Genomic DNA, 17,931 nt, shown 5'->3' with positions numbered 1-17,931 from the left:
TGAAACCGAGAACGGGCAACCGCTCAGTCCAATGGGTGGTGTGTGCCGGTCAGAAGGGAGCAACGTGAGTTGCTCGCACGCCGTAGGCTGCCCCCTTTTTCCCTTGCTTAGATCGAGCTTGCAGGGGTGGCGCGACTACTACTGCGACAGCGAGGATCAGTGGCTCGGTTGCGCGCGCTATGAGATGTCGCTCACCGGGGAGCGTGTGCCGATCAGTCTGCTGCCCAACGGAGCCCTCGCGCGGCACCTCGAGTACGCGTCCACCGACACGGGTCGGTCCGGCGCCGCCGACCAAGTGCCCCGGCAGGCCCCACCGCCCCAGCCACATCCGTGGTCTCCACCTGAGAGTGCGTCCTGGTCGCAGCCCGAACCGGCTCGGCCGCCACAGCCGTCAGGACCTGCGGTCGCGGCGTCAGAAGCCGGGAGTGGGCTCGGGCCGGCATCTGCGCCGATCTCCGTCTCGGTACACCGGCCGTCACCATCCCCGCAGTTTCCCCGGCCTCAGGACCGCCCGTCCCGGCGTGCACGGCAAGGGACCCGCCCGAAGCGCGGCTTGTGGGCTCGCTTCACCGAATGGATGGGAGGCCCCGCATGAGCGGCTACTGGCCCTGGTGGGCCGGCGCTGCCGGGCTCGCCTTGATCACCATCAACTACGCCCTCACCACGGACCGGTCCTTCGGGGTGTCGTCCGCGTGGGATCGCGTGCTGCACTGGCGCAGGGAGCGGCGCTTGGAGAGGATGGACGAGGAGTTCACCGACGAGCGTGCTCTGGCGGAAGCCCTTGCCGTGGCTACGGCGGAGCACTTCGGTACTAGCCCGGGCGAGCCCGTAGTGCCGCCGGGGGCGTACGGGGCGTCACAGCCACTCGAAGTGGACGCCGAGCCGACGGTGAGTGAGGACACCCCGGTCGCCGGCCCGGGTCCAGCCCCGTTGGTCACCCAGGCTGCCCTGCTGGTGTCGATCTTCCTCGGCGGACTGATCGCCGCACTCACCTCCGGCCGATTCCACCTCCGCTTCGACATGGGCCCGGGCTTTCGCAACCTGGTCACTGCCGATCCGATCACGATGCTCGTCCTGCTGTTCGTCGGAGGCGTGCTTGTCGGCTTCGGCACTCGGCTGGCCGGCGGGTGCAGCTCCGGTCACGGACTCAACGGCTGCGGTCGCCTGCGCCCGGTCAGCCTCGTTGCGACCGCCGTGTTCTTCGGTACCGCCGTCGCGGTGTCGTTCCTGCTGTGGAAGGTGATCTGATGCGTACTCGGGGCGCGATTCTGCTGGCCAACATCATCACCGGGCTGGCTCTCGGCTTCACCGTCTCCAACATCGGCTTCGGCGACTACACCGAGCTGAACCGCATGTTCACCTTCCAGGACCTGCGCATGCTCCTCTCCTTCGCCGGTGCCGTCGTGATCATCGTGTGCGCGTTCGCTCTGCTGCGAATCCGCCGCACCCCCGGGCGCATCCACGCTGGCGTGATCCCGGGCGCTGTGCTGTTCGGCACGGGCTGGGCGATCTCCGGCGGGTGCCCGGCCATCCCGATCATCCAAGTCGCCAGCGGATACCTCCCCGCCTTGGTCACCATCGTCGGCGTCACCGTCGGCATCAGGCTGTGCCGCTGGGCCAACGCCCGCTACTTCCACCTCGACCGCGGCTCCTGCGGCCTGTAACCGGGACGTCCATCGACACTCCCCCGCCAGGGAGCCAACACGCTCTCAGCGATCCTCAGGAGTTGGCGCACCGCGCTCCCTCCCGCGGATGCCTCGGTCCTGCCTGAGTCAGCTGATCGCCGAGGTGCCGCCAGCCACACGGCCCATCACACCCGCGGGATCGACGGCCATCGAGATCGGCCCATCGCGTAAGGCCTCCCCACCCGTCCATTTCGGCTCGTGGGCCTTGCGGCCGGTGCGGCGCCGAAGTACCTGAAAGCGCTGGGGTTGCTGTGCCGCAGACAGCAGCGGCTCAGTCGTCGGAGTGCCGCATCTTGCCCTCTTTACGTCCGTGCTTGTCCCGGCTTGCGTGGTCCTGGTCGTCACCGGGTTCCCGCGCAGGCGGCCCGGTGACGGTTGAAGTGGCAGAGGATGCGGCCGGGAACGGTGTCCTGGGTGCGGGTACCGAGGTGACCGCAGCCGGGGTGGCCGTCGCCGGGGCGGGCGAGGAGGGCGGCAAGGGGGCGCCATCGCCGGATCGCATCGACGCTCCCAGTGCTGCTGCGGCGGCGAAAAGCGCCAAGCCGATGCCGCAGACAGTGGCTTGGGTGGCCAATCTGCGCCGGCCGCGCGGGCGGGGGTGCGTCGCACTGCGGGATCGACGGGAACGCGGGCCGGGAGCGGGAGTCATGGGCGGCGCGGGCAGGGTCGGCATGCTGTGGGGTGCGGGCGAGGTCGGCGTCCGGTGAGAGCCGGCGAGCCAGTAGGCCGCCTGCTCGGCGGTGGGCCGGTGGGCCGGGTCCTTGGCGAGCAGGAGCAGTACGTAGTCGGAGAGTTGCTGCGGTATGTCGGGGCGCAGCCGGCTGGGTGGTGCGGGGGTGGCGTCGACGTGTTGCTGCACCACGGCCAGGGAGGTCGCGCCGCGGAACGGAGGCCGGCCCGTGAGGAGTTCGTACAGCACACAGCCGAGGGAGTAGACGTCGGACGCGGGCTGGGCGGCGCGCCCGAGGGCGCGTTCGGGAGCGAGGTAGTCGGCGGTGCCGAGGATCTTCCCGGTGGCGGTCAGAGTACTGGCCGCCTCGTCGGCGAAGCGGGCGATCCCGAAGTCGGCAATCTTCGCAGTGCCGTCCTTACTCAGCATCACGTTGGCGGGCTTGATGTCCCGGTGGATCACTCCGCGTTGATGCGCCGCGGCCAAACCGGCTGCCCCTTGGGCGGCGATCGTTGCCGCGTCCTGCGGGTTGAGGACACCGCGCAGGGACCGTTCCTGGGCGAGGGTCCAGCCGTCGACGAGTTCCATGACGAGGTAGAACCGGTCATAGTGCGAGCCGAAGTCGTACATGCCGACGACGTTGGGGTGGTTGAGCCGACCCGCGGTCTGCGCCTCCAGGCGAAAGCGCTCGGCGTCCGCAGCCGCCTCCGCGAAGAGCAGCTTGACCGCCACCAGACGCCCGAGGAGCTGGTCGGCGGCCCGCCACACCTCCCCCATCGCCCCACGACCCAGCCGTTCCTGCAACTGATAGCGGTCCGCCAGCAGCCCTTGCACACACACCCCGATCACCACAACGCTCATACTTCAGCGGACCCCACCCCCCTTGAAGGGCTGTAACCCTTCGGGCCGCAGGTGGCCGGCCGGCCAGGACTCGCTAGCGCGACAGCCTTCGACAGCACCGCGTACGGGGCAGGCAGACACCGGGGGACGTGCCTGCCTGCCCCTTGCAACGCGGCTGCTCGCTCAACGGGGGGTGAGCGAGCACCACGGGACCCTTAGGTCCTGGGTCCATTCATACAGCGCCGACAGGTCCGGTGGTGTCACAGCCCGCACACAGACAGCGGCCGACCGCCGGGCGGTAAGCAGTAATGCGAGCAAGGGCAGGCCCGGTTACGGGGGGAAACCAGGCCTGCCCCTGCCGCGCCCGTTTGCCTCCCCCCGGAGACTGGGCGCCATGACCCCACCCGGGGTCACTTAGATCAGCGCCCGGCCCGACAGGAGTGTCACGGGTTGACGGAGATGATTGCTGGACCAGCACCTTCATGGAGGTGCACGTCGACAGCCGCCACAACTTGATCACCCATGACACACACTGACCCGAGCTTCTTCGACGCAACCTCGTCACCGACCGCTTAGCCGGCAGTCGGTGCTCCAACCGGCAGACGAGCGCTGCCGCTGGCGGGACGCATCCATACGTCCTTGACCGCGCGCCGGGCTGTTACAGAGGTCGCCGGCCGGCGACCGCGCCACCTGGGTCGTCCAGCAGGGCGATACGGGCGGTGATGCGTTTACCAACCGGTTCACGCTGCGCTTCGAAGCCCTGGCAGACCGCGATGACGATCTCCAGGCCGTGCTGCCCGACCCGGCCGGCGTCCGCGGCCCGGGCAATCGGCAGCACCGGGTCGGAGTCCCACACCACAACCTCGACCGTGTCACCGACGATCCGCACATCCAGCAGCACCGGGCCGGGAGCGTACTTGATGGCGTTGGTGACCAGCTCGCTGACCACCAACTGGGTCAGATCCATGGCCCGCTGCGAGACGGGCAGGCCGTGGTCGGCCTGGACACGGGTGAGGAAGTCGGCGGCCAGGTGACGGGCCTGGGCGATGACCGTGTCGTTCCCGTCCAGGGCAATGGTGGCCTGCAGGACCTGTTCGCCCGGCGTGGTGCCGTCCTCACCCACAGGCGCTGCTTCCCTCGTGGCCACCTTCAATACCCCGTTCACACTTCGCGCGGATACCCGCCACAGCGAGAGTGATACACGATGCCCCCGTGTTACCTCCGTCTCACTCGGGCATCACCCGATACATACGGGGCAGCGATTCCGGATGAAGACCTGGCTGTGCCAGGATCACCGACATGGCTGAGGAAGAAGTGCCGGAGACCGAACAGGCTGTGCAGCCGGAGCAGCTGTCGGTCGTGGCCACCGCCACCGACGGCATCCACGTACTGACAGTGGCCGGAGAAATCGACCACCACACCGGTGACGTCCTTAGCCAGGCCCTTGACCTGTCCGGCACGCCCCGCCCCCACGTCGTCGTGGACCTGCGGCAGGTGACCTTCATGGACTCCAGCGGCATCAACGTCCTCATCGTCGCACACCGCGCCCTCACCGAGGCCGGCGGCTGGCTCCGCCTGGCAAGCCCGACAGGTGCGGTGCTGCGCACCCTGCAACTCGTCGGCCTCGACACCGTCATTGACTGCCACGAAACCCTGCCCCAAGCGCTGACCGACTGACCTCGACAGGAGCAGGCCCAGAAGCGAAGCCAACCCCACCAGGGGTTTCAGGACGTGCCCCTGACGGAACCGCTCAACGACCGGGTCTGTGTAGCGAACGGCCCTGTCGCACATTCGGTGGTGACGCAGCGTGCTGCTATCCGAGGAGGATGCGGTGGCGAAGAAGGGTGAAGCCTGCTCGTCCGTGCATCTGGCGCGCGATCCGCTTGGTCTTGGTGTTGACGCCTTCGGTGGGGCCGTTGCTGTGCGGAAGCGTGAGAGCTGCGATCACGGCGTCGCTGTCACGCTCCAGCCCTCGAGTGAAGGCGTGTAGATGAGGTAGATCGGCTGCGCGGACCTGGACGATCCAGCGCGAGAGCCCGTCGGCATTTTCTGCGCGAGGCATCAAGAGCTGTGCGAAGTCTCTGATGATGGCGGCCAGTTGGGTCATCTCCGGGCAGGCGCCGGTGAGTTTGGCCAGGAGCTCGTGTTGTTCGGTTTTGAGGTTGCCGGGCCTGGTGAGGAGCATCCGGGCGAGCCAGCGCGGGGAGATGTGGCTGCGCTCGGCGTCTGCGCGGCCTTGGTTGATGTACTTGTGCAGATGGTTCAGGCAGCCCGTGAAGCCGAGGGCCTTGATCTCTTCGAAGAGGTGGTTGACGGGGACGGCGGGGTCTTCGGCCCGGCGTTTGCGCAGGTGTTCACGGTAGGGGTCGACGAGGCTGGCGCGGTATTTGGGGACGCGGAGCATCCGCTCGGGTCGATCCGCGCGGGCGTAGCGTTTGACGGTGTTCAGGGCGAGTTGCAGACGCCGGGCGCATTCGAGCAGGCCGACACCCTTGTCGAGGAGGTCGTGGATCTGGTGCCAGCGTTCGAGGGTGGTCTGGGCGCGGGGCCCGTCGTAGAGGGGTGCTTCCAGCACGGTGGCCCAGCAGGTGCTGTGTGCCTTGACCTCGCTGAGGGCGGCTTCGCATAGGTTTTTCCACAGATGCCAGCGATCTCCGATCTGTATCGCGTCGGGCAGGGCGCGGCGGATGGCCTCGGCGTAGGTCGCCGAGCCGTCGCGGCACACGACCTCGATGCCGGGATGCTCGCGCAGCCATGCCTCAAGGGTGTCGGCGGTGCGGTCGGGCAGCACGTCGATCCGCTCATGGGTTTCGGCGTCGATCACCACGGTGGCATAGCGATGCCGCCGGCGCAGAGCGAAGTCGTCGACACCGATCACGCGGGGCGTCCGCCCGGTGGGCAATGGGATGCGCAACAGCGTGCGCAGGGCCGTGTGACGCGACAGGCTCACCGCGAGTACCGCCAGCAAACGCGCCCCGGCTCGGCCCGCTAACTCCTTGACCACTGCCTTGATTTGCCTGGTCAGGCGGGCGGTGCGGCGCTGGTATCGCTCAAGAACGCCGGGCACCTGTTCGCGGAAGGTGTGGCAGCAACCGCGCGTCGGACACACCAGGCGCCGCACCCGCACACGGACCACCACCCGACGGTCATCGACCGCCACGTCGGCCACCGTCCGCAGCTGATATCCGTGCACCCGCCCGGACGACGCTCCGCACACCGGGCAGACCGCTGCCGCCGTCGGCGTTCGAGCTCGCACGACGATCCGCTCGCCCTCGTCGGCGACCACCTCTATGACCAGCGGGTACAGACCCGAAAAGACCGTCTGCACAACCTCGTTGACATCCTTCACGGGAACGTCAACGACCCTCACGACTCTCCGTCACCACCGAATGTGCGACAGGGCCGAACGATTTACAGTCCCGTACGGCGGTGTTCCGGAACACGGTGATCCGGGAGTTCTCGGTGTGAGGGCGGGGCGGTTCAACCGGCATCGTCGGTGGATGCGGTTGAGGCCAGAGCGAGGCGCTCCACCCGCCGCGCCTGACGGACGTATTCGTCCAGGAGCCCGTCGTGGACGTCGTGGCCCCAGAGCTTGCCGATGAGTTCGCCGTAGGTGGACAAATTGGGCACCTTGCCGTCCATGCGGAACAGTACGGTCAAGGGGCGACGGCTCCACCAGCGGCGAATCCACTCGATGGGCTGGGTCAGCAGAGCGGCCGAGTACGAGGTGGGTGCCATCGGCGCCGCGGCGGCCTTGGTCAACTGCTCGCCGAAGTTCAGCACTTCCTGGACGCTGATCACTTCCTTGTCCGGCCCGCAGGCCTGCTCCAGGCGCTGCTGAAATTTCTGCCGAACCTCCTTGCGCTGCCGGAAGGTGGGCGCGTTCTGCAGCTCCGACTTGAACTCACGGAAGTGCCGTCGATAGCCCACGAATTCGTTTCTGAGTTCGAGCAGTTGGGGGCCGAGGTCGGAAAGAGACCGGCAGCTGTCGAGAACGCGCGCGGCGACGGGTGGAATGGGGACCTGCACCTGCATGTCCCATTCCGGAATCACCCCGGCCTCCTCGTCGCCCTCCGTGTTCCACGCCTTGGCGACCCGCTCGTAGACCGCCCGAGGCAGTGACGTGTAGAGGCGGCTGAGCACGGAGCCGACGAACGGAGACCTGTCGGCATCCGGAAAGTAGTCGAGTCCCTGGGCAGTGGCGACCAGCAGGTAGCCGACGGCCCGGTAAGCGCGGTCCCGGGACGGGGCCCCCTGGGCGACGAGGCTCGGATAGTTGGGGAGGCTCTCCACCCATCGGGCGAGGATGGCGGCGTCCAGGTCGGCCTCCGGTGGAGACAGCGAACTGTCAAGCATTCCCGTCGCATTGGGTGGTACGAAGTCCGTGTCGGCGAGCAGGCTGGGGTCGGTGAGATGCTCTACGCCGATGTCGGTAGGCAGGCGCTCCTTCAGATCGATCGGCAGGCGACTCAACAGCCGCGTGGCATCCGGGCGCCTCAGCGCCGGTTTGAATTCGGTCAGGACCCCCTCCGCGGTGAGAAGGTCGGTCAGTGGGTGGGTGAAACCGTCCGTGGACGAGATGACCCGCACGGAATCGAGGATCACCACCGCCTCACAGAACGCCGTCAGTTCCATGAATCCCGGCAACGTCAGTGCCTCGCCCGAAGTAGCGGACCGGCATGCGCCCGACAGCAGCGACTTGGTGGTGAGGGCGTCGTTCGGCGACTCATTGGATGTGACCACGTGTCTCTTCCTCTCGTCGGCGGCTAGCCTGGGACTCCCAGAAACGCAGTGTGCAGGAGCCCGAGTTGGAATACCCCGCTGCTCCCACGGGATACACGTTGGCCGACAGTGACATCACCCTGGGCGAGGCGGTCGTTCGAGGCTGGCGTGTCCTTCCTGCGGAAGGCCTTGGCCCAGCGGATTTCCAGCACTTCCTCGAATGGCTGCGCGAAGTGATCCCCGCCGAGCTGGTGCTGCGATTGCCGCCGCGCCTCGAACCGTTCGGCGCGGTCGAGGACCTCGGCGCGATGGCCCTGGCCGATTCGGTGGCGGGCTCGGCGGTGATGCGTCTGCCGGACCAAGGGCTGTTGATGTCGTCGCGAGACACCGTGGAATATCTCGCCTCCTATGTCGCAGACGAGGAGGAGGTCAGTCCCGTTGAGGTCTCCTGGCGGCGGCAGACCGACTTCACGCGGTTCTCCCACCTCTGGAAGCCGCGTCACCTCCATGAGCATCACTTCCCCTACCCGGAGTGGCGCGACGTCTTCACGGATCGGTTCCCAGCGGCCAACGCACTGGGCAGGGCCATGGGCGAGTTCCACGATCACGGAATCATCCGCGTCGACGCCCATGTGGGGAACTGGACTTACGACGCCACGTCCACACCACCCCTGACCTGCTTCGACCTCGCCAACACCCGGTACGTCTACCCGCCGGTCGATCCAGTGGCCTGCGCAACCGATCTGGTGCCCCTGATGACCTCGTTCGAGCGCACGGACTGGGCCTTTTTCCAGCAGGGCTACCTGAGGCAACGGCCCCAGGCCGGCCGTCTGGTGATGGCGGTGATACAACTCGCCGACCTCACCGGCTGGTCCGTCGCCTTCCACGACGGCGACCATCTCACCTCGCTGCGCCGCCTCGACAAGGCCCTCACCCCGGGAACCCACACAGCGGAGCGGGTGCGGCTGCTCGGGGTGCGTGCCCTGGTCCTGAGCCGTCTCGGGCGACACGAGGAAGCGCTCGCGCAGTATGAGGACGTCCTGGCCTCGGACCACGGCTCCGGCCTGGAAGTGGTGCATCGCTTCAATCACGGGCAGGCCCTCGTCAGGGCGGGCCGGCCGGCGGCGGCCAGGGCCGCCTTCGAGTGGGTGCACGAGAACGCGGGGGACTCGCCCTCGCAGCGCAGCGTCGCGTACTCAGCACGTATGTCCCTCATGGAGCTGCCGCCAGAAGACACCGCCACGCCGACGGAGACGGACGGCACAGGACCGGAGGGCGCATGACGACGGACCGGGACACCGTGGACCGAGCGGAGCAGAGGCGACACCACCGCGGTCGACCTGGTTGCCGCCTACGCCGGGCTGTCGGCGCCCACCGTCAGCCTGCCGGCCGCCACCCCAGGGTCGGGCCCAGCTTCGTCGCCATGTCCGTGAGGATCTGGACGTAGTCCTCGTACTCGAAGGTGAACGGCAGCGCGAACGCCACCTCGTCGATCTCGCGGAACGCGGCGTGCGCGTGCAGCCGCTCGGCGAGTTCGCCGGAGGTGCCGACCAGGTCCGGCGCGAAGAGAAGCCGCGCCGGGCCCTGTGGGGAGGTGGTCCGGGGGAGGCGCTTGGCCGCGTACTCCTCGTGATGCAGCCAGGAGCCGATCTTCACGCCGGCGAGTTGGGTGTCGCGGGTGAGGGTGGCGGGGTCGGCGCCGGTGGCGAGGTGGGCGCGCAGGAGGTGGTATTTGCGGTGCCAGTCCGCGCCGTGGGGCAGGCGCCAGTCGGGGCAAGGGCGGTGAGGGCGTCCGCACGGGCCGCCTCGAGGGTGTTCTTGGTGGCGAGGTGGCGTTGTTCGGCGAGCCAGGCACCGACGTGGGTGGTGGCGGGGGCGGCGAGGTGACCGTGGGCGCGGTGGTAGTCGGCGGCGGCGAGGCGGGCGCGCCAGGCGGCGTCGTGCTTGTCCCAGATCATGCCCAGCACGCCGAGCTCGGCCATCCAGTCGGGCTCGAGGCGGCCGGCTGTCCGGGCGTCGCGCATGGTGGTGATGAAGGTGCCCAGCCGGTACCCGGCGGGGTCGGTGTAGTCGGCGGGGACGTCGAGGTGGCCGTACTCGTCGCGGTAGGAGCGGGCGGCGGCCAGGCCGAGGCGGCGGGAGCGGGAGACGGCCGGGTCGCGGAGGTCGAGAGAGACCAGGTCCATCGCCTGGGCGATGCGTTCGGGGTGGACGGTGAAGTCAAAGTGCCAGCGCCGGGCGATGACGTCGCTGGTCTCCTTCGGCAGCCGGTTGGCCTTGTCGGGGAGGCGTTCGAGGATGCGGTGGTCGTGGCTGGCCAGCGCACAGGCGATCGCCCATACCGGCTCATACGCGGTGCCCAGGATGTTCTCGCCGTCCGTGCCGGGCGGGACGTAGACGGGGACGATCAGCGAGGCGGTCTTGCCGGAGACGTCCAGGCGCAGGGCGCGGCCGAGGGCCTGGACGCAGCGGATGACGCTGCGGGTGGGGTCGGCGAAGACGACGGCGTCGACGCTGGGGATGTCGACGCCTTCAGCGATCAGGCGGGAGTTGGCGAGGATCGCGCAGTCGACGGCGGCGAAGGCGGTGAAGATGTCACCCCGTTGGGCGGGGGTGTGCTCACCGTGGGCGAAGAACAGCTTGGGGGTGATGTCCGAGACGAGACCGGGGTCGGTCCGGGCCAGCAGGCGCAAGGTGTGGGGCAGTTCGCGGGCGAAGCGGCGCGCGTCGGAGACCAGGTTGAAGTAGAACAGGACCTTCTTCAGACGGTGCTCGGTCATGGCGCGCAGCACGGACAGGTGCAGGGCGGTGGTGCGCAGCGCACTCTCGTCCTTCCCCTCCCGGACCGCGGTGCCGGGGGCGGGAAGATTCAGGCGGCGGCGCAGGTCGGTGTCGGTAAGGGTGGGTACCACGATGCGGTAGTCCGCCGCCCGGCCGGCCGCCACGGCCCTGGCGAGGGGGTATTCGACCACCTTCTTGCCATAGACGGCCTCGTTGTCCATGGAGTTGGCGAACGCGTCCCCCTCCTCGCCCTGCGGGCGCCTTCGGCGCGGGCGGGTGAGGTCGGCGGACTCCGCCAACTCCGGGGCGGCGAAGATGCGGGGCGTGGCGGTCATGTCGAGGCGGCGGTCGGCACGGATGCGCTGGGCGTCGTTGACGATCGCCTACTTCTTGTCGGCCCGGCCGGCGATCCGGTGCGCCTCGTCAATGACCGCCAGGTCGAACGGCGCCACCGCGTACCCCGTGTTCTGGGTCTGTTCGATCTTGTTCAGGGAGTCGTAGGTGCAGATCACCGTCAACGCCCGGATCTGGTCCTCCCCCTCCCCCACCACCGACATCAGCCCGCCCAGCGCGTGCGGGCTGGTCGTCGACATCACCCGGGCCGCAACCAGATCCTCACGGGCGTTCGTGTCCAGGGAGGACACGATCAGCATGTGCTCGCCATGGCCGTCTGCGCCGCCAGATCCAGCGTGGGCACCACGAACAGCACCAGCCGCGCGTCGAGTTCGTCCGCCATCCGGATCGACACCAGCGTCTTGCCTGTCCCCGTCGCCGACACATAAAGCCCGCGCGTGCCCGGGCGGCGCAGGTGGCGGGCCAGGCGGAGACGGCCTTGGCCTGGTCGCCATGAAGCACCGCCCTTCCGGGTCGGCCTCGTGTGGGAGCAGCGGCCACAGTCATTCAGCTCTTCCTCGATCCGAAGCGGAAACTGCCCAAGACCTTCCGTGCGGCACCGTATCACCCACATACACCCTTCGTGCGCAAAATGTACGGGAAAAGCACGCTATTTGTACGCTTCAGGTGCGGCCCTTGTCGGCCATCGTTGGAGCTTGGCGGCATCGCTCTACTTGCGCGCGCGGGGCCGCGGTCGGAGCGTCCCGCGGTGCAGTTGTCTGCCCTGGCTGCACAGGGGGGCACCGGACCATGATGGGCAGCGCGTCCGGCTGGAACGGGGCGAAGCACGCAGGTGAGGAGAGCCGTGGGAGCTGGGGCGTTACGGACGGTGCCGCTGGCGGGAGAGCTCACCGCGTCGCTGATCAATCGGACTGCGGCCCGCTACGGTATGCCGGCCGCTGGTGTGCTGCGCAGTGGACGTGCCGCAACTCCCCAGCCCGGCTGGACGGCGGCGGCGTGCGGGCCGACGCGGAGATCGTGCTCAACGAAGCCGGGCGGGGTGTGCTCGCCGGGCTGTGCGGGGTTGAGCCGGCGGTGCTGGCCCCGGGCCCTGCCCGCTTTCACCGTGGATGATCCCAAGATCAGCAGCGGGGCCGTCCGACCGCCGGTGAGGGGTCCTCAGGAGCCGTACAGCGCTTCGATGTCGGCCTCGTACGCCTGCACGATCGCGGCGCGACGCAGCTTCAGCGACGGCGTCATGAGGCCGTTGGCCGTGCTGAACTCGTTCGGGATGATCCGGAACGCGCGGATCGCCTCCGCCTGGGAGACCGCCGCGTTCGCCATCGTCACGGCCCGCTGGATCTCGCCACGCAGTTCCTCGTTGATCGGCGCCTCCCCGGGCCGGGCGTGCTGCTGTGCGCGAAGCCGGCACCAGTGCTGGGACGCCTCGGGATCCAGGGTGATCAGCGCCGCGATGAAGGGACGGTTGTCGCCTACGACGAGGCACTGGGAGATCAGGTGATGTCTCAGCAGCCGCTCCTCGAGCACCCGGGGATTGACGCTCTTGCCGCCACTGGTGATGAGGATGTCCTTCTTGCGTCCGGTGATGACCAGGAAGCCGTCGTCGTCCAGCCGGCCCACGTCGCCCGTCGCGAACCACCCGTCGCGCAGCACCGACCCGGTGGCCGCCGGATCGCCGAGGTAGCCGGAGAAGACGACGTCCCCGCGGACCCAGATCTCCCCGTCCCGTGCCACGTGGACGGAGCAGCCGGGCAGGGGTCTGCCGACGGTCCCGAAGCGGGGCCGGCCCGGTGGCTGGCTGGTGACGGCGGCGGTCGTCTCGGTGAGCCCGTATCCGTCGTGGATGGTGACCCCGGCTCCGGCGAAGAACAGGCCGAGTTCCCGGTCGAGACTCGACCCGCCGGAGGTGGCGTACCGGACCCGGCCGCCGAGGACGGCCCGCAGCCGCCCGTACACCAGACGGTCGAAGACGGTGTGCGAGGCCTTCAGCAGCGGTCCGGGCCCCGAGCCCTCGCCCCTGTCCCGGCGCTCCACTTCCTCGGCGTAGCGCACCGCGACGTCCACGGCCCGGTCGAAGAGCGCCTCCCGGCCGGCTGCTTCGGCCGAACGCCTGGCCGATTGGAAGATCTTCTCGAAGATGTACGGCACGGCGAAGACGTACGTCGGCCGGAACGACGCCAGGGCGGGCAGCAGCGCGGCGGGGGACAGGTCCGGCTGATGCCCCAGCCGGATGCCGCCGCGCATGCAGACGACCTGCACCATCAGACCGTAGATGTGGGAGAGGGGCAGGAAGGCCAGAACGGCCGGCTGCTCACCGGGCTCGGCGAGGACCTCCCGCCAGCCCGCGTTCAGGGTGTCGCATTCGGCCGCGAGACCGGCGTGGGTGATCAGGCAGCCCTTGGGGTGGGGGCCGGTGGTGCCGGAGGTGTAGGCGATGGTGGCGACCGAGCCCGGCTGCACTGCCCTGCGGTGCTGGTGCACCACGTCGTCGGGGATGCCCCAGCCCGCGTCCGCCAGCCACTGGACGCAGTTGGCGTCCAGTTGCCATATCGCCCTCAGCAGCGGCAGCTGGTCGCAGACCGCCCCCACGGTCATGGCATGGTCCTCGTGTTCCACCACGACGGCCACCACCTGCGCGTCCGACAGGATCCAGCGGACCTGGTCCGCCGAGGAGGTGGGGTAGACGGGGACCACCTGGGCGCCGAGGGACCACAACGCGTAGCTGAAGAGCGTCCACTCGTAACGGGTGCGGGACATCACGGCGACGCGGTGACCGAACTGGATCCCGCCGGCCAGCAGCCCCTTGGCCAGCGCCAGGACCTCGTCGCGGAACTCGGCCGCGGTGACCGCACACCACCTCTGCTCGTCCAGGGGGTCGCGCCGCGCCAACTGCTCCAGTTTCGGGTCGCGTTCCGCCACCTCGTACACCGAGTCCGCAAGGCCTCCCGCCGACAGGGTCTCCACCAGTGCCGGAAGGCTGAAGTCGCGCACGCTACCCCCATGATGAGCCGTTCACCGTGCCCGCCTCGCGGCGGGCAGGGGCGCAACATACCGGCCGTCATCCCGGGAGCCTAGGTGCTGTCCGCCAATTCTCGTTGCATTGGTGCGCGGTGTCCGGTGCCGGGGGTTCTCCCACGCCGTTCAGGCCGCGGGGGGAGCGTTCGCAAGGCGGAGAGGCGCCCCCTCGCAAGGGGGTTTCGTGGGGCGTGCCCGGCAAGGCGGCGAGGGGTGGTGCCGGCCCCGCAGGCTTGGCGGGTTCGTGGCACGGGACGCGGGGGGTGGGACCCGCGCCGATCACGTTCGCAGTCCGCCCTGCCGTGGGGAGGTGCTCGCACGTGGCGGTGTCAGCTCTCCCGCGGGGCTCGCAGCTCGTCGGTACGGCGCGTGCCCGGCGGGCGAGGGCGAGCAGCCCGGCCATCGGGAACAGGGTCCACCGAGTTCCGCCTGGCGAGTTCGAGCCACACCACGGCCCGGGTCCTCGCCGCCGACGCGGGGGTGTTCCGCGGGTCACGAAGACGCGCGGGATCTCGGTCTGGTCCTCCCCGCCGACGCGAGGGTGTTCCACCGGCCCTGCATGTCGTCCGTGAGGGCAACCCGTGGGGGCGTTCCGTAAGCGAGGTCCTCGATCCACTCGTCGATCTTGTCCTCCCCGCAGACGCGGGGGTGCTCCGCCGTGGGTGTTCGACGTGACGTCCGCCGCCTAGTCCTCCCCGCCGACGTGGGGGTGCTCCGGGCAGTGCTGCGTGACGACCGTTGCGGACGGTGATTCTCATAAATGAACAGTTGCGAGAGTTCTGCGAGAGCTCCGGAGTCGATCACATTTCCGCAGTCCGCGGCGCGTCAAGAACCCCGCCCTCGGGCGTGCCCGGGTCGCCGGGAACCTCGTCGCGTCGGAGCACCCCCGCGTCGGCGGGGAGGACCTGTGCGTATCAACGGATTCGTCGTCAGCTATGCGAGCGCCAGCCCGATCATCAGGTCGCCGACTCGTCGGCGGACGCCTGTTCGTTCACCCACCGCTGGGCCTCCGCGAGGTTCGCGGCGGTGCCCGCAGGTTCGTACGAAAATCCGTTCCACTCCTCAAGGGCCCGCGCCTCGTCGGGCCGAAGGTGTCCGCCGCCGCCGTGAAGCGGTCGGTGTCGGCGCCAGACGTCCAGCGGAGGGCGGCGCCGCTTCTCGTACGCCGCGAGCGGGTCGCCGTCGTCCACGCGCGGCACAGCTCGGGACGGCTGGTTCGGCGGTCCGGGTCGGGAGTGCTTGCCCATGACGTCGATGGTCTCAGGCGGCGACCGTGGTCGGCCGGGCTGCGGCGAGATCGGTCGCGCGGGTGCGGACCTCGTCCACCACGGCGGTCCGGTAGGGGCGGGCGGCGTCCAGTGTTGAGCCGGGAGGCGACCAGGGTGGAGTCGATCCTGGCGGCCTGGTCCAGCGCCTAGTGGGCCGCGGCGGCGCCCTGCTCCGGCTCGCCCTCGGTGAACAGTGCGACGGCCAGCCCGATACGGTCCATGACGCGGACGCGGTCGAAGCCGGGCCGACGCAGGGCGAGTGCTTCCTTTCACACGCCTCGGAGAGTGAGCTGCGGCCCCGCTTCACCAGCGACGAGTACCCCGCCACCAAGGAATCGGCTACTGCGGCTCATTGCTCGGCGGCTGCGGCAAGAGACTGTCGGCCAAGCGCTACACCAGTAAGAAGTGCCACTTCGCACACCACCCTCCCGTGCGGTGCCGCCGTACCGCGAACAACGAGTCCAGCGCGGACCACCTCTACATCGGGCAGGCTTTCAAGCGGTGGCTTCAGCAGCAAGGACAGCGGTGCTGTACGACGACAGCGGGTGATGGCCGCGACGAACCGCCTGCAAACTTCTCGGATGCGTCTGTTCGTGGCGGGAGCCGACTCGGTGATCAGGCCCTTGCCGCCGCCTTCCTCACAGAGGGCAGCTAGGAAGAAGGGTCCGGCGCGTAGGTGGCTCAGGATGTCCAGTGCCGGTATGCCTCCACCCAGACCCACCCTTCGGGTGCGGGGTCGGGCAGCGGTAGGTCGAGGATGCCGATCGCCTGAGCGTGCCGGCCGTGTCTGCACAGGGCGGCGATGCCGCTGCCGGGCTGTTCCTGGAGTGCGGTGATGGTCACGGGGATGCCGAGCACGACGGTGGTGAACGGCAAGGCCAGGCGGTCCTCGATGACTGCCTGGAAGGCGGCGAGCTGTTCGTGCTCGCCGTAGGCATCGACGATCGCCTCGGCGACCATGGCGTCGAGTTCGGCGGTGGACAGTCTCATCGCCTCTTCTTCCCTTGCGTACGCAGGAGTTCCGCGAGGCGGGCGCCGACCGGGGTGACGCTGGGCAGGCGCTCATGGGCGAAGTGCTTCGCCTTGCGGCGGCGCAGCAGCTCCTCCCCGTCCCGTTCCCAGGCGAAGGTGGGCTTGCGCAGGAGTGCACGGAAGACGGCGTCGGCGTTGTCGGGATGCCGCTGGACCAGACGGCGGATGACCACGGGAGCGACGGAGTCGTCGTTCAGGTACTCCCTAAGCCGGCTCAGGTAGGCGCGGTCACGGACCAGGGCGGGATCGGTGAACAGCGCGTCGAGGTGGCCGAAGTCCGCGTAGTAGCACAGGCCTTCAGTCTCGTCGAAGATCACGGCGACGGTGTCCGCGTCGCAGAGTTCTTCGGGCAGACTGCTGAGCTCGTCGAGGGAGGGCCTGCCGTTGATCGCCTGCGCGGGGGTTTCATCGCCGATTTCGGCCAGGGCCTTGTCCTGCCGGTGACGATGGTACTCCCGCATCCGTACGGCCGCCTCACCGGGATTCAGAACGAGCATGTCGGTGCCGAACACCTCGATGAAGTCGGCGCGGGCTTCGGCCTGCATCTCCCAGGCCTTGCGCAGCATCTCGGGATTGCGGCGCAGCAGCTGCGGATGGGCGGTGAGCGCCTGGACGGCGAGTTGCGCCAACTGCGGTCCGTCGCCGGGTGGGTAGGTGGTGAGGTTGCCGGTGACCAGCCAGGCGTCCGTGTCGGGGTGGACGGGCACGATGCGGCCGGCCACGAACATCCCTGTGCTCAGTTTGCCAAGGGCACGCCGCCCCAGGTTGGAATGGACCCGGTACAGGAGGTCGTCGAGCAGGTTGTGCAGGACGACGGCATCCCCTTCGCAGTCCTGTACTTCGAAGACTGCCTCCACCACCTCGCGCCAGCCGAGCAGCATCGCCCGCTCGTCCTCGCTCAGCGGCGGCCGCCGCTGAGCCGTAAACCGCTCGAGAACACTCGAGCCGTCCGCCAGCCGGTGCTGCAGCACGAAGTGGTCGATGGTCTCGATGACCAGCGCCTCGTCCAGGAAGCCGAGCCGGTCCGCTGCCTCCTCGAGCCGGGCATCCAACCGCCGGGCAAAGCGCGGACTGTGCGCGAAGGCCACCAGCTCGCTCTTGAGGTCCCCGCTGCGTGCCACCAGCCGGGCGACCTGGGGCAGCACCGTGGGGGAATCGCTGTGTTCCACTGCTGCTTCTTCCTGCCTGTTCTTGCTGTGTGGGGTGCGTTGTCGCGAGCGCCTGGATCGGGAGTTGCACCAAAGACCGTACAGACTCGCAATTGGTGCGGCAGCGGGTGCGGCAACTCCTGCGCCGGGCATCGGGGCAGCCCGGATTCTGCAGGCGGCTGGAGCGGAGCAGAGGTACCGAGTCAGCCGAGATGCTCGCGCAGCGAAACCGCACGCCGACGGTGCCCCACGACTACGGCCATGGCTCCGCGGACGCGGCATCCGATTCGGTCTTCGTCAGCCGTGCGCCCCGGCCGGTCTCATACGGCATGGCCCCCCCGATGGACCGCCGTAGACCCTGCGAGGTACGAGACGGGATTACAGCTTTGCGTGCGTCAGGAAGAGAACGGATCACC

At 69.0% G+C, this 17,931-nt stretch carries 15 protein-coding genes and 1 pseudogene; 4 read left to right on the top strand and 12 right to left on the bottom strand.

All coding sequences use genetic code 11. The annotated features are described in order from the left end of the window. Nucleotides 1–591: 591 nt before the first annotated feature. On the top strand, nucleotides 592–1,248 hold the full coding sequence (locus ACFVVO_RS34575; protein WP_390060365.1) for a YeeE/YedE family protein: 657 nt from the start codon (nucleotides 592–594) through the stop codon (nucleotides 1,246–1,248). Beyond that, nucleotides 1,248–1,664, top strand: coding sequence for a YeeE/YedE thiosulfate transporter family protein (locus tag ACFVVO_RS34570; RefSeq protein ID WP_390060363.1), 417 nt, complete (start codon nucleotides 1,248–1,250; stop codon nucleotides 1,662–1,664). The genes ACFVVO_RS34575 and ACFVVO_RS34570 overlap by 1 nt, the downstream gene beginning before the upstream one ends. Before the next feature lie 292 nt (nucleotides 1,665–1,956). Here the strand turns inward: ACFVVO_RS34570 and ACFVVO_RS34565 are convergent, their stop codons facing one another. Both ACFVVO_RS34565 and ACFVVO_RS34560 read right to left on the bottom strand, forming a co-directional pair. Continuing rightward, complete coding sequence (locus tag ACFVVO_RS34565; RefSeq protein WP_390060362.1) at nucleotides 1,957–3,216, bottom strand: protein kinase; 1,260 nt, start codon at nucleotides 3,214–3,216, stop codon at nucleotides 1,957–1,959. 637 nt (nucleotides 3,217–3,853) lie between these two features. Continuing rightward, on the bottom strand, nucleotides 3,854–4,318 hold the full coding sequence (locus tag ACFVVO_RS34560; RefSeq protein ID WP_390060360.1) for an ATP-binding protein: 465 nt from the start codon (nucleotides 4,316–4,318) through the stop codon (nucleotides 3,854–3,856). 176 nt (nucleotides 4,319–4,494) lie between these two features. Here ACFVVO_RS34560 and ACFVVO_RS34555 point away from each other — a divergent pair, with 176 nt between their 5' ends. Next, nucleotides 4,495–4,872: an STAS domain-containing protein gene (locus ACFVVO_RS34555; RefSeq protein ID WP_390060358.1), complete on the top strand. Its 378-nt coding sequence runs from the start codon at nucleotides 4,495–4,497 to the stop codon at nucleotides 4,870–4,872. A 136-nt stretch (nucleotides 4,873–5,008) separates the two neighbouring features. On the opposite strand, the gene ACFVVO_RS34550 is transcribed toward ACFVVO_RS34555, so the two are convergent. Together ACFVVO_RS34550 and ACFVVO_RS34545 are read right to left on the bottom strand one after the other, a co-directional pair. Beyond that, nucleotides 5,009–6,544: an ISL3 family transposase gene (locus tag ACFVVO_RS34550; protein WP_390060356.1), complete on the bottom strand. Its 1,536-nt coding sequence runs from the start codon at nucleotides 6,542–6,544 to the stop codon at nucleotides 5,009–5,011. A gap of 131 nt (nucleotides 6,545–6,675) precedes the next feature. Further along, complete coding sequence (locus ACFVVO_RS34545) at nucleotides 6,676–7,938, bottom strand: hypothetical protein (protein WP_390060355.1); 1,263 nt, start codon at nucleotides 7,936–7,938, stop codon at nucleotides 6,676–6,678. A gap of 50 nt (nucleotides 7,939–7,988) precedes the next feature. Here ACFVVO_RS34545 and ACFVVO_RS34540 point away from each other — a divergent pair, with 50 nt between their 5' ends. After that, a complete protein-coding gene (locus tag ACFVVO_RS34540) occupies nucleotides 7,989–9,200 on the top strand; it encodes a tetratricopeptide repeat protein (RefSeq protein WP_390060354.1) in 1,212 nt (403 codons plus the stop codon). A gap of 94 nt (nucleotides 9,201–9,294) precedes the next feature. On the opposite strand, the pseudogene ACFVVO_RS34535 reads toward ACFVVO_RS34540, so the two are convergent. From ACFVVO_RS34535 to ACFVVO_RS34500, 8 genes and pseudogenes are all read right to left on the bottom strand, one after another. Continuing rightward, nucleotides 9,295–9,549: pseudogene (locus ACFVVO_RS34535) on the bottom strand (LLM class flavin-dependent oxidoreductase); the annotation flags it as partial. A 20-nt stretch (nucleotides 9,550–9,569) separates the two neighbouring features. After that, nucleotides 9,570–11,033 (bottom strand): Helicase associated domain protein, encoded by a 1,464-nt coding sequence (locus ACFVVO_RS34530; RefSeq protein WP_390060353.1) that lies wholly within the window; start codon nucleotides 11,031–11,033, stop codon nucleotides 9,570–9,572. Nucleotides 11,034–11,081: 48 nt separating this feature from the next. Then, nucleotides 11,082–11,351 (bottom strand): DEAD/DEAH box helicase family protein, encoded by a 270-nt coding sequence (locus ACFVVO_RS34525; RefSeq protein ID WP_390060351.1) that lies wholly within the window; start codon nucleotides 11,349–11,351, stop codon nucleotides 11,082–11,084. Beyond that, on the bottom strand, nucleotides 11,345–11,665 hold the full coding sequence (locus tag ACFVVO_RS34520) for a DEAD/DEAH box helicase family protein (protein WP_390060350.1): 321 nt from the start codon (nucleotides 11,663–11,665) through the stop codon (nucleotides 11,345–11,347). The genes ACFVVO_RS34525 and ACFVVO_RS34520 overlap by 7 nt, the downstream gene beginning before the upstream one ends. Nucleotides 11,666–12,210: 545 nt before the next feature. Continuing rightward, complete coding sequence (locus ACFVVO_RS34515; protein ID WP_390060348.1) at nucleotides 12,211–14,043, bottom strand: AMP-dependent synthetase/ligase; 1,833 nt, start codon at nucleotides 14,041–14,043, stop codon at nucleotides 12,211–12,213. A 980-nt stretch (nucleotides 14,044–15,023) separates the two neighbouring features. Beyond that, on the bottom strand, nucleotides 15,024–15,314 hold the full coding sequence (locus ACFVVO_RS34510) for a DUF6087 family protein (protein WP_390060346.1): 291 nt from the start codon (nucleotides 15,312–15,314) through the stop codon (nucleotides 15,024–15,026). 702 nt (nucleotides 15,315–16,016) lie between these two features. Further along, nucleotides 16,017–16,325, bottom strand: coding sequence for a hypothetical protein (locus ACFVVO_RS34505; protein WP_390060345.1), 309 nt, complete (start codon nucleotides 16,323–16,325; stop codon nucleotides 16,017–16,019). Continuing rightward, nucleotides 16,322–17,536, bottom strand: coding sequence for a hypothetical protein (locus ACFVVO_RS34500; RefSeq protein WP_390060343.1), 1,215 nt, complete (start codon nucleotides 17,534–17,536; stop codon nucleotides 16,322–16,324). Before ACFVVO_RS34500 ends, ACFVVO_RS34505 begins: the two co-directional genes overlap by 4 nt. Nucleotides 17,537–17,931: the final 395 nt, after the last annotated feature.

Origin of the sequence: Streptomyces sp. NPDC058145 (assembly GCF_042884245.1) — a bacterium.
Classification (GTDB): Bacteria; Actinomycetota; Actinomycetes; order Streptomycetales; family Streptomycetaceae; genus Streptomyces.
This window is presented reverse-complemented; position numbering and strand designations above follow the sequence as displayed.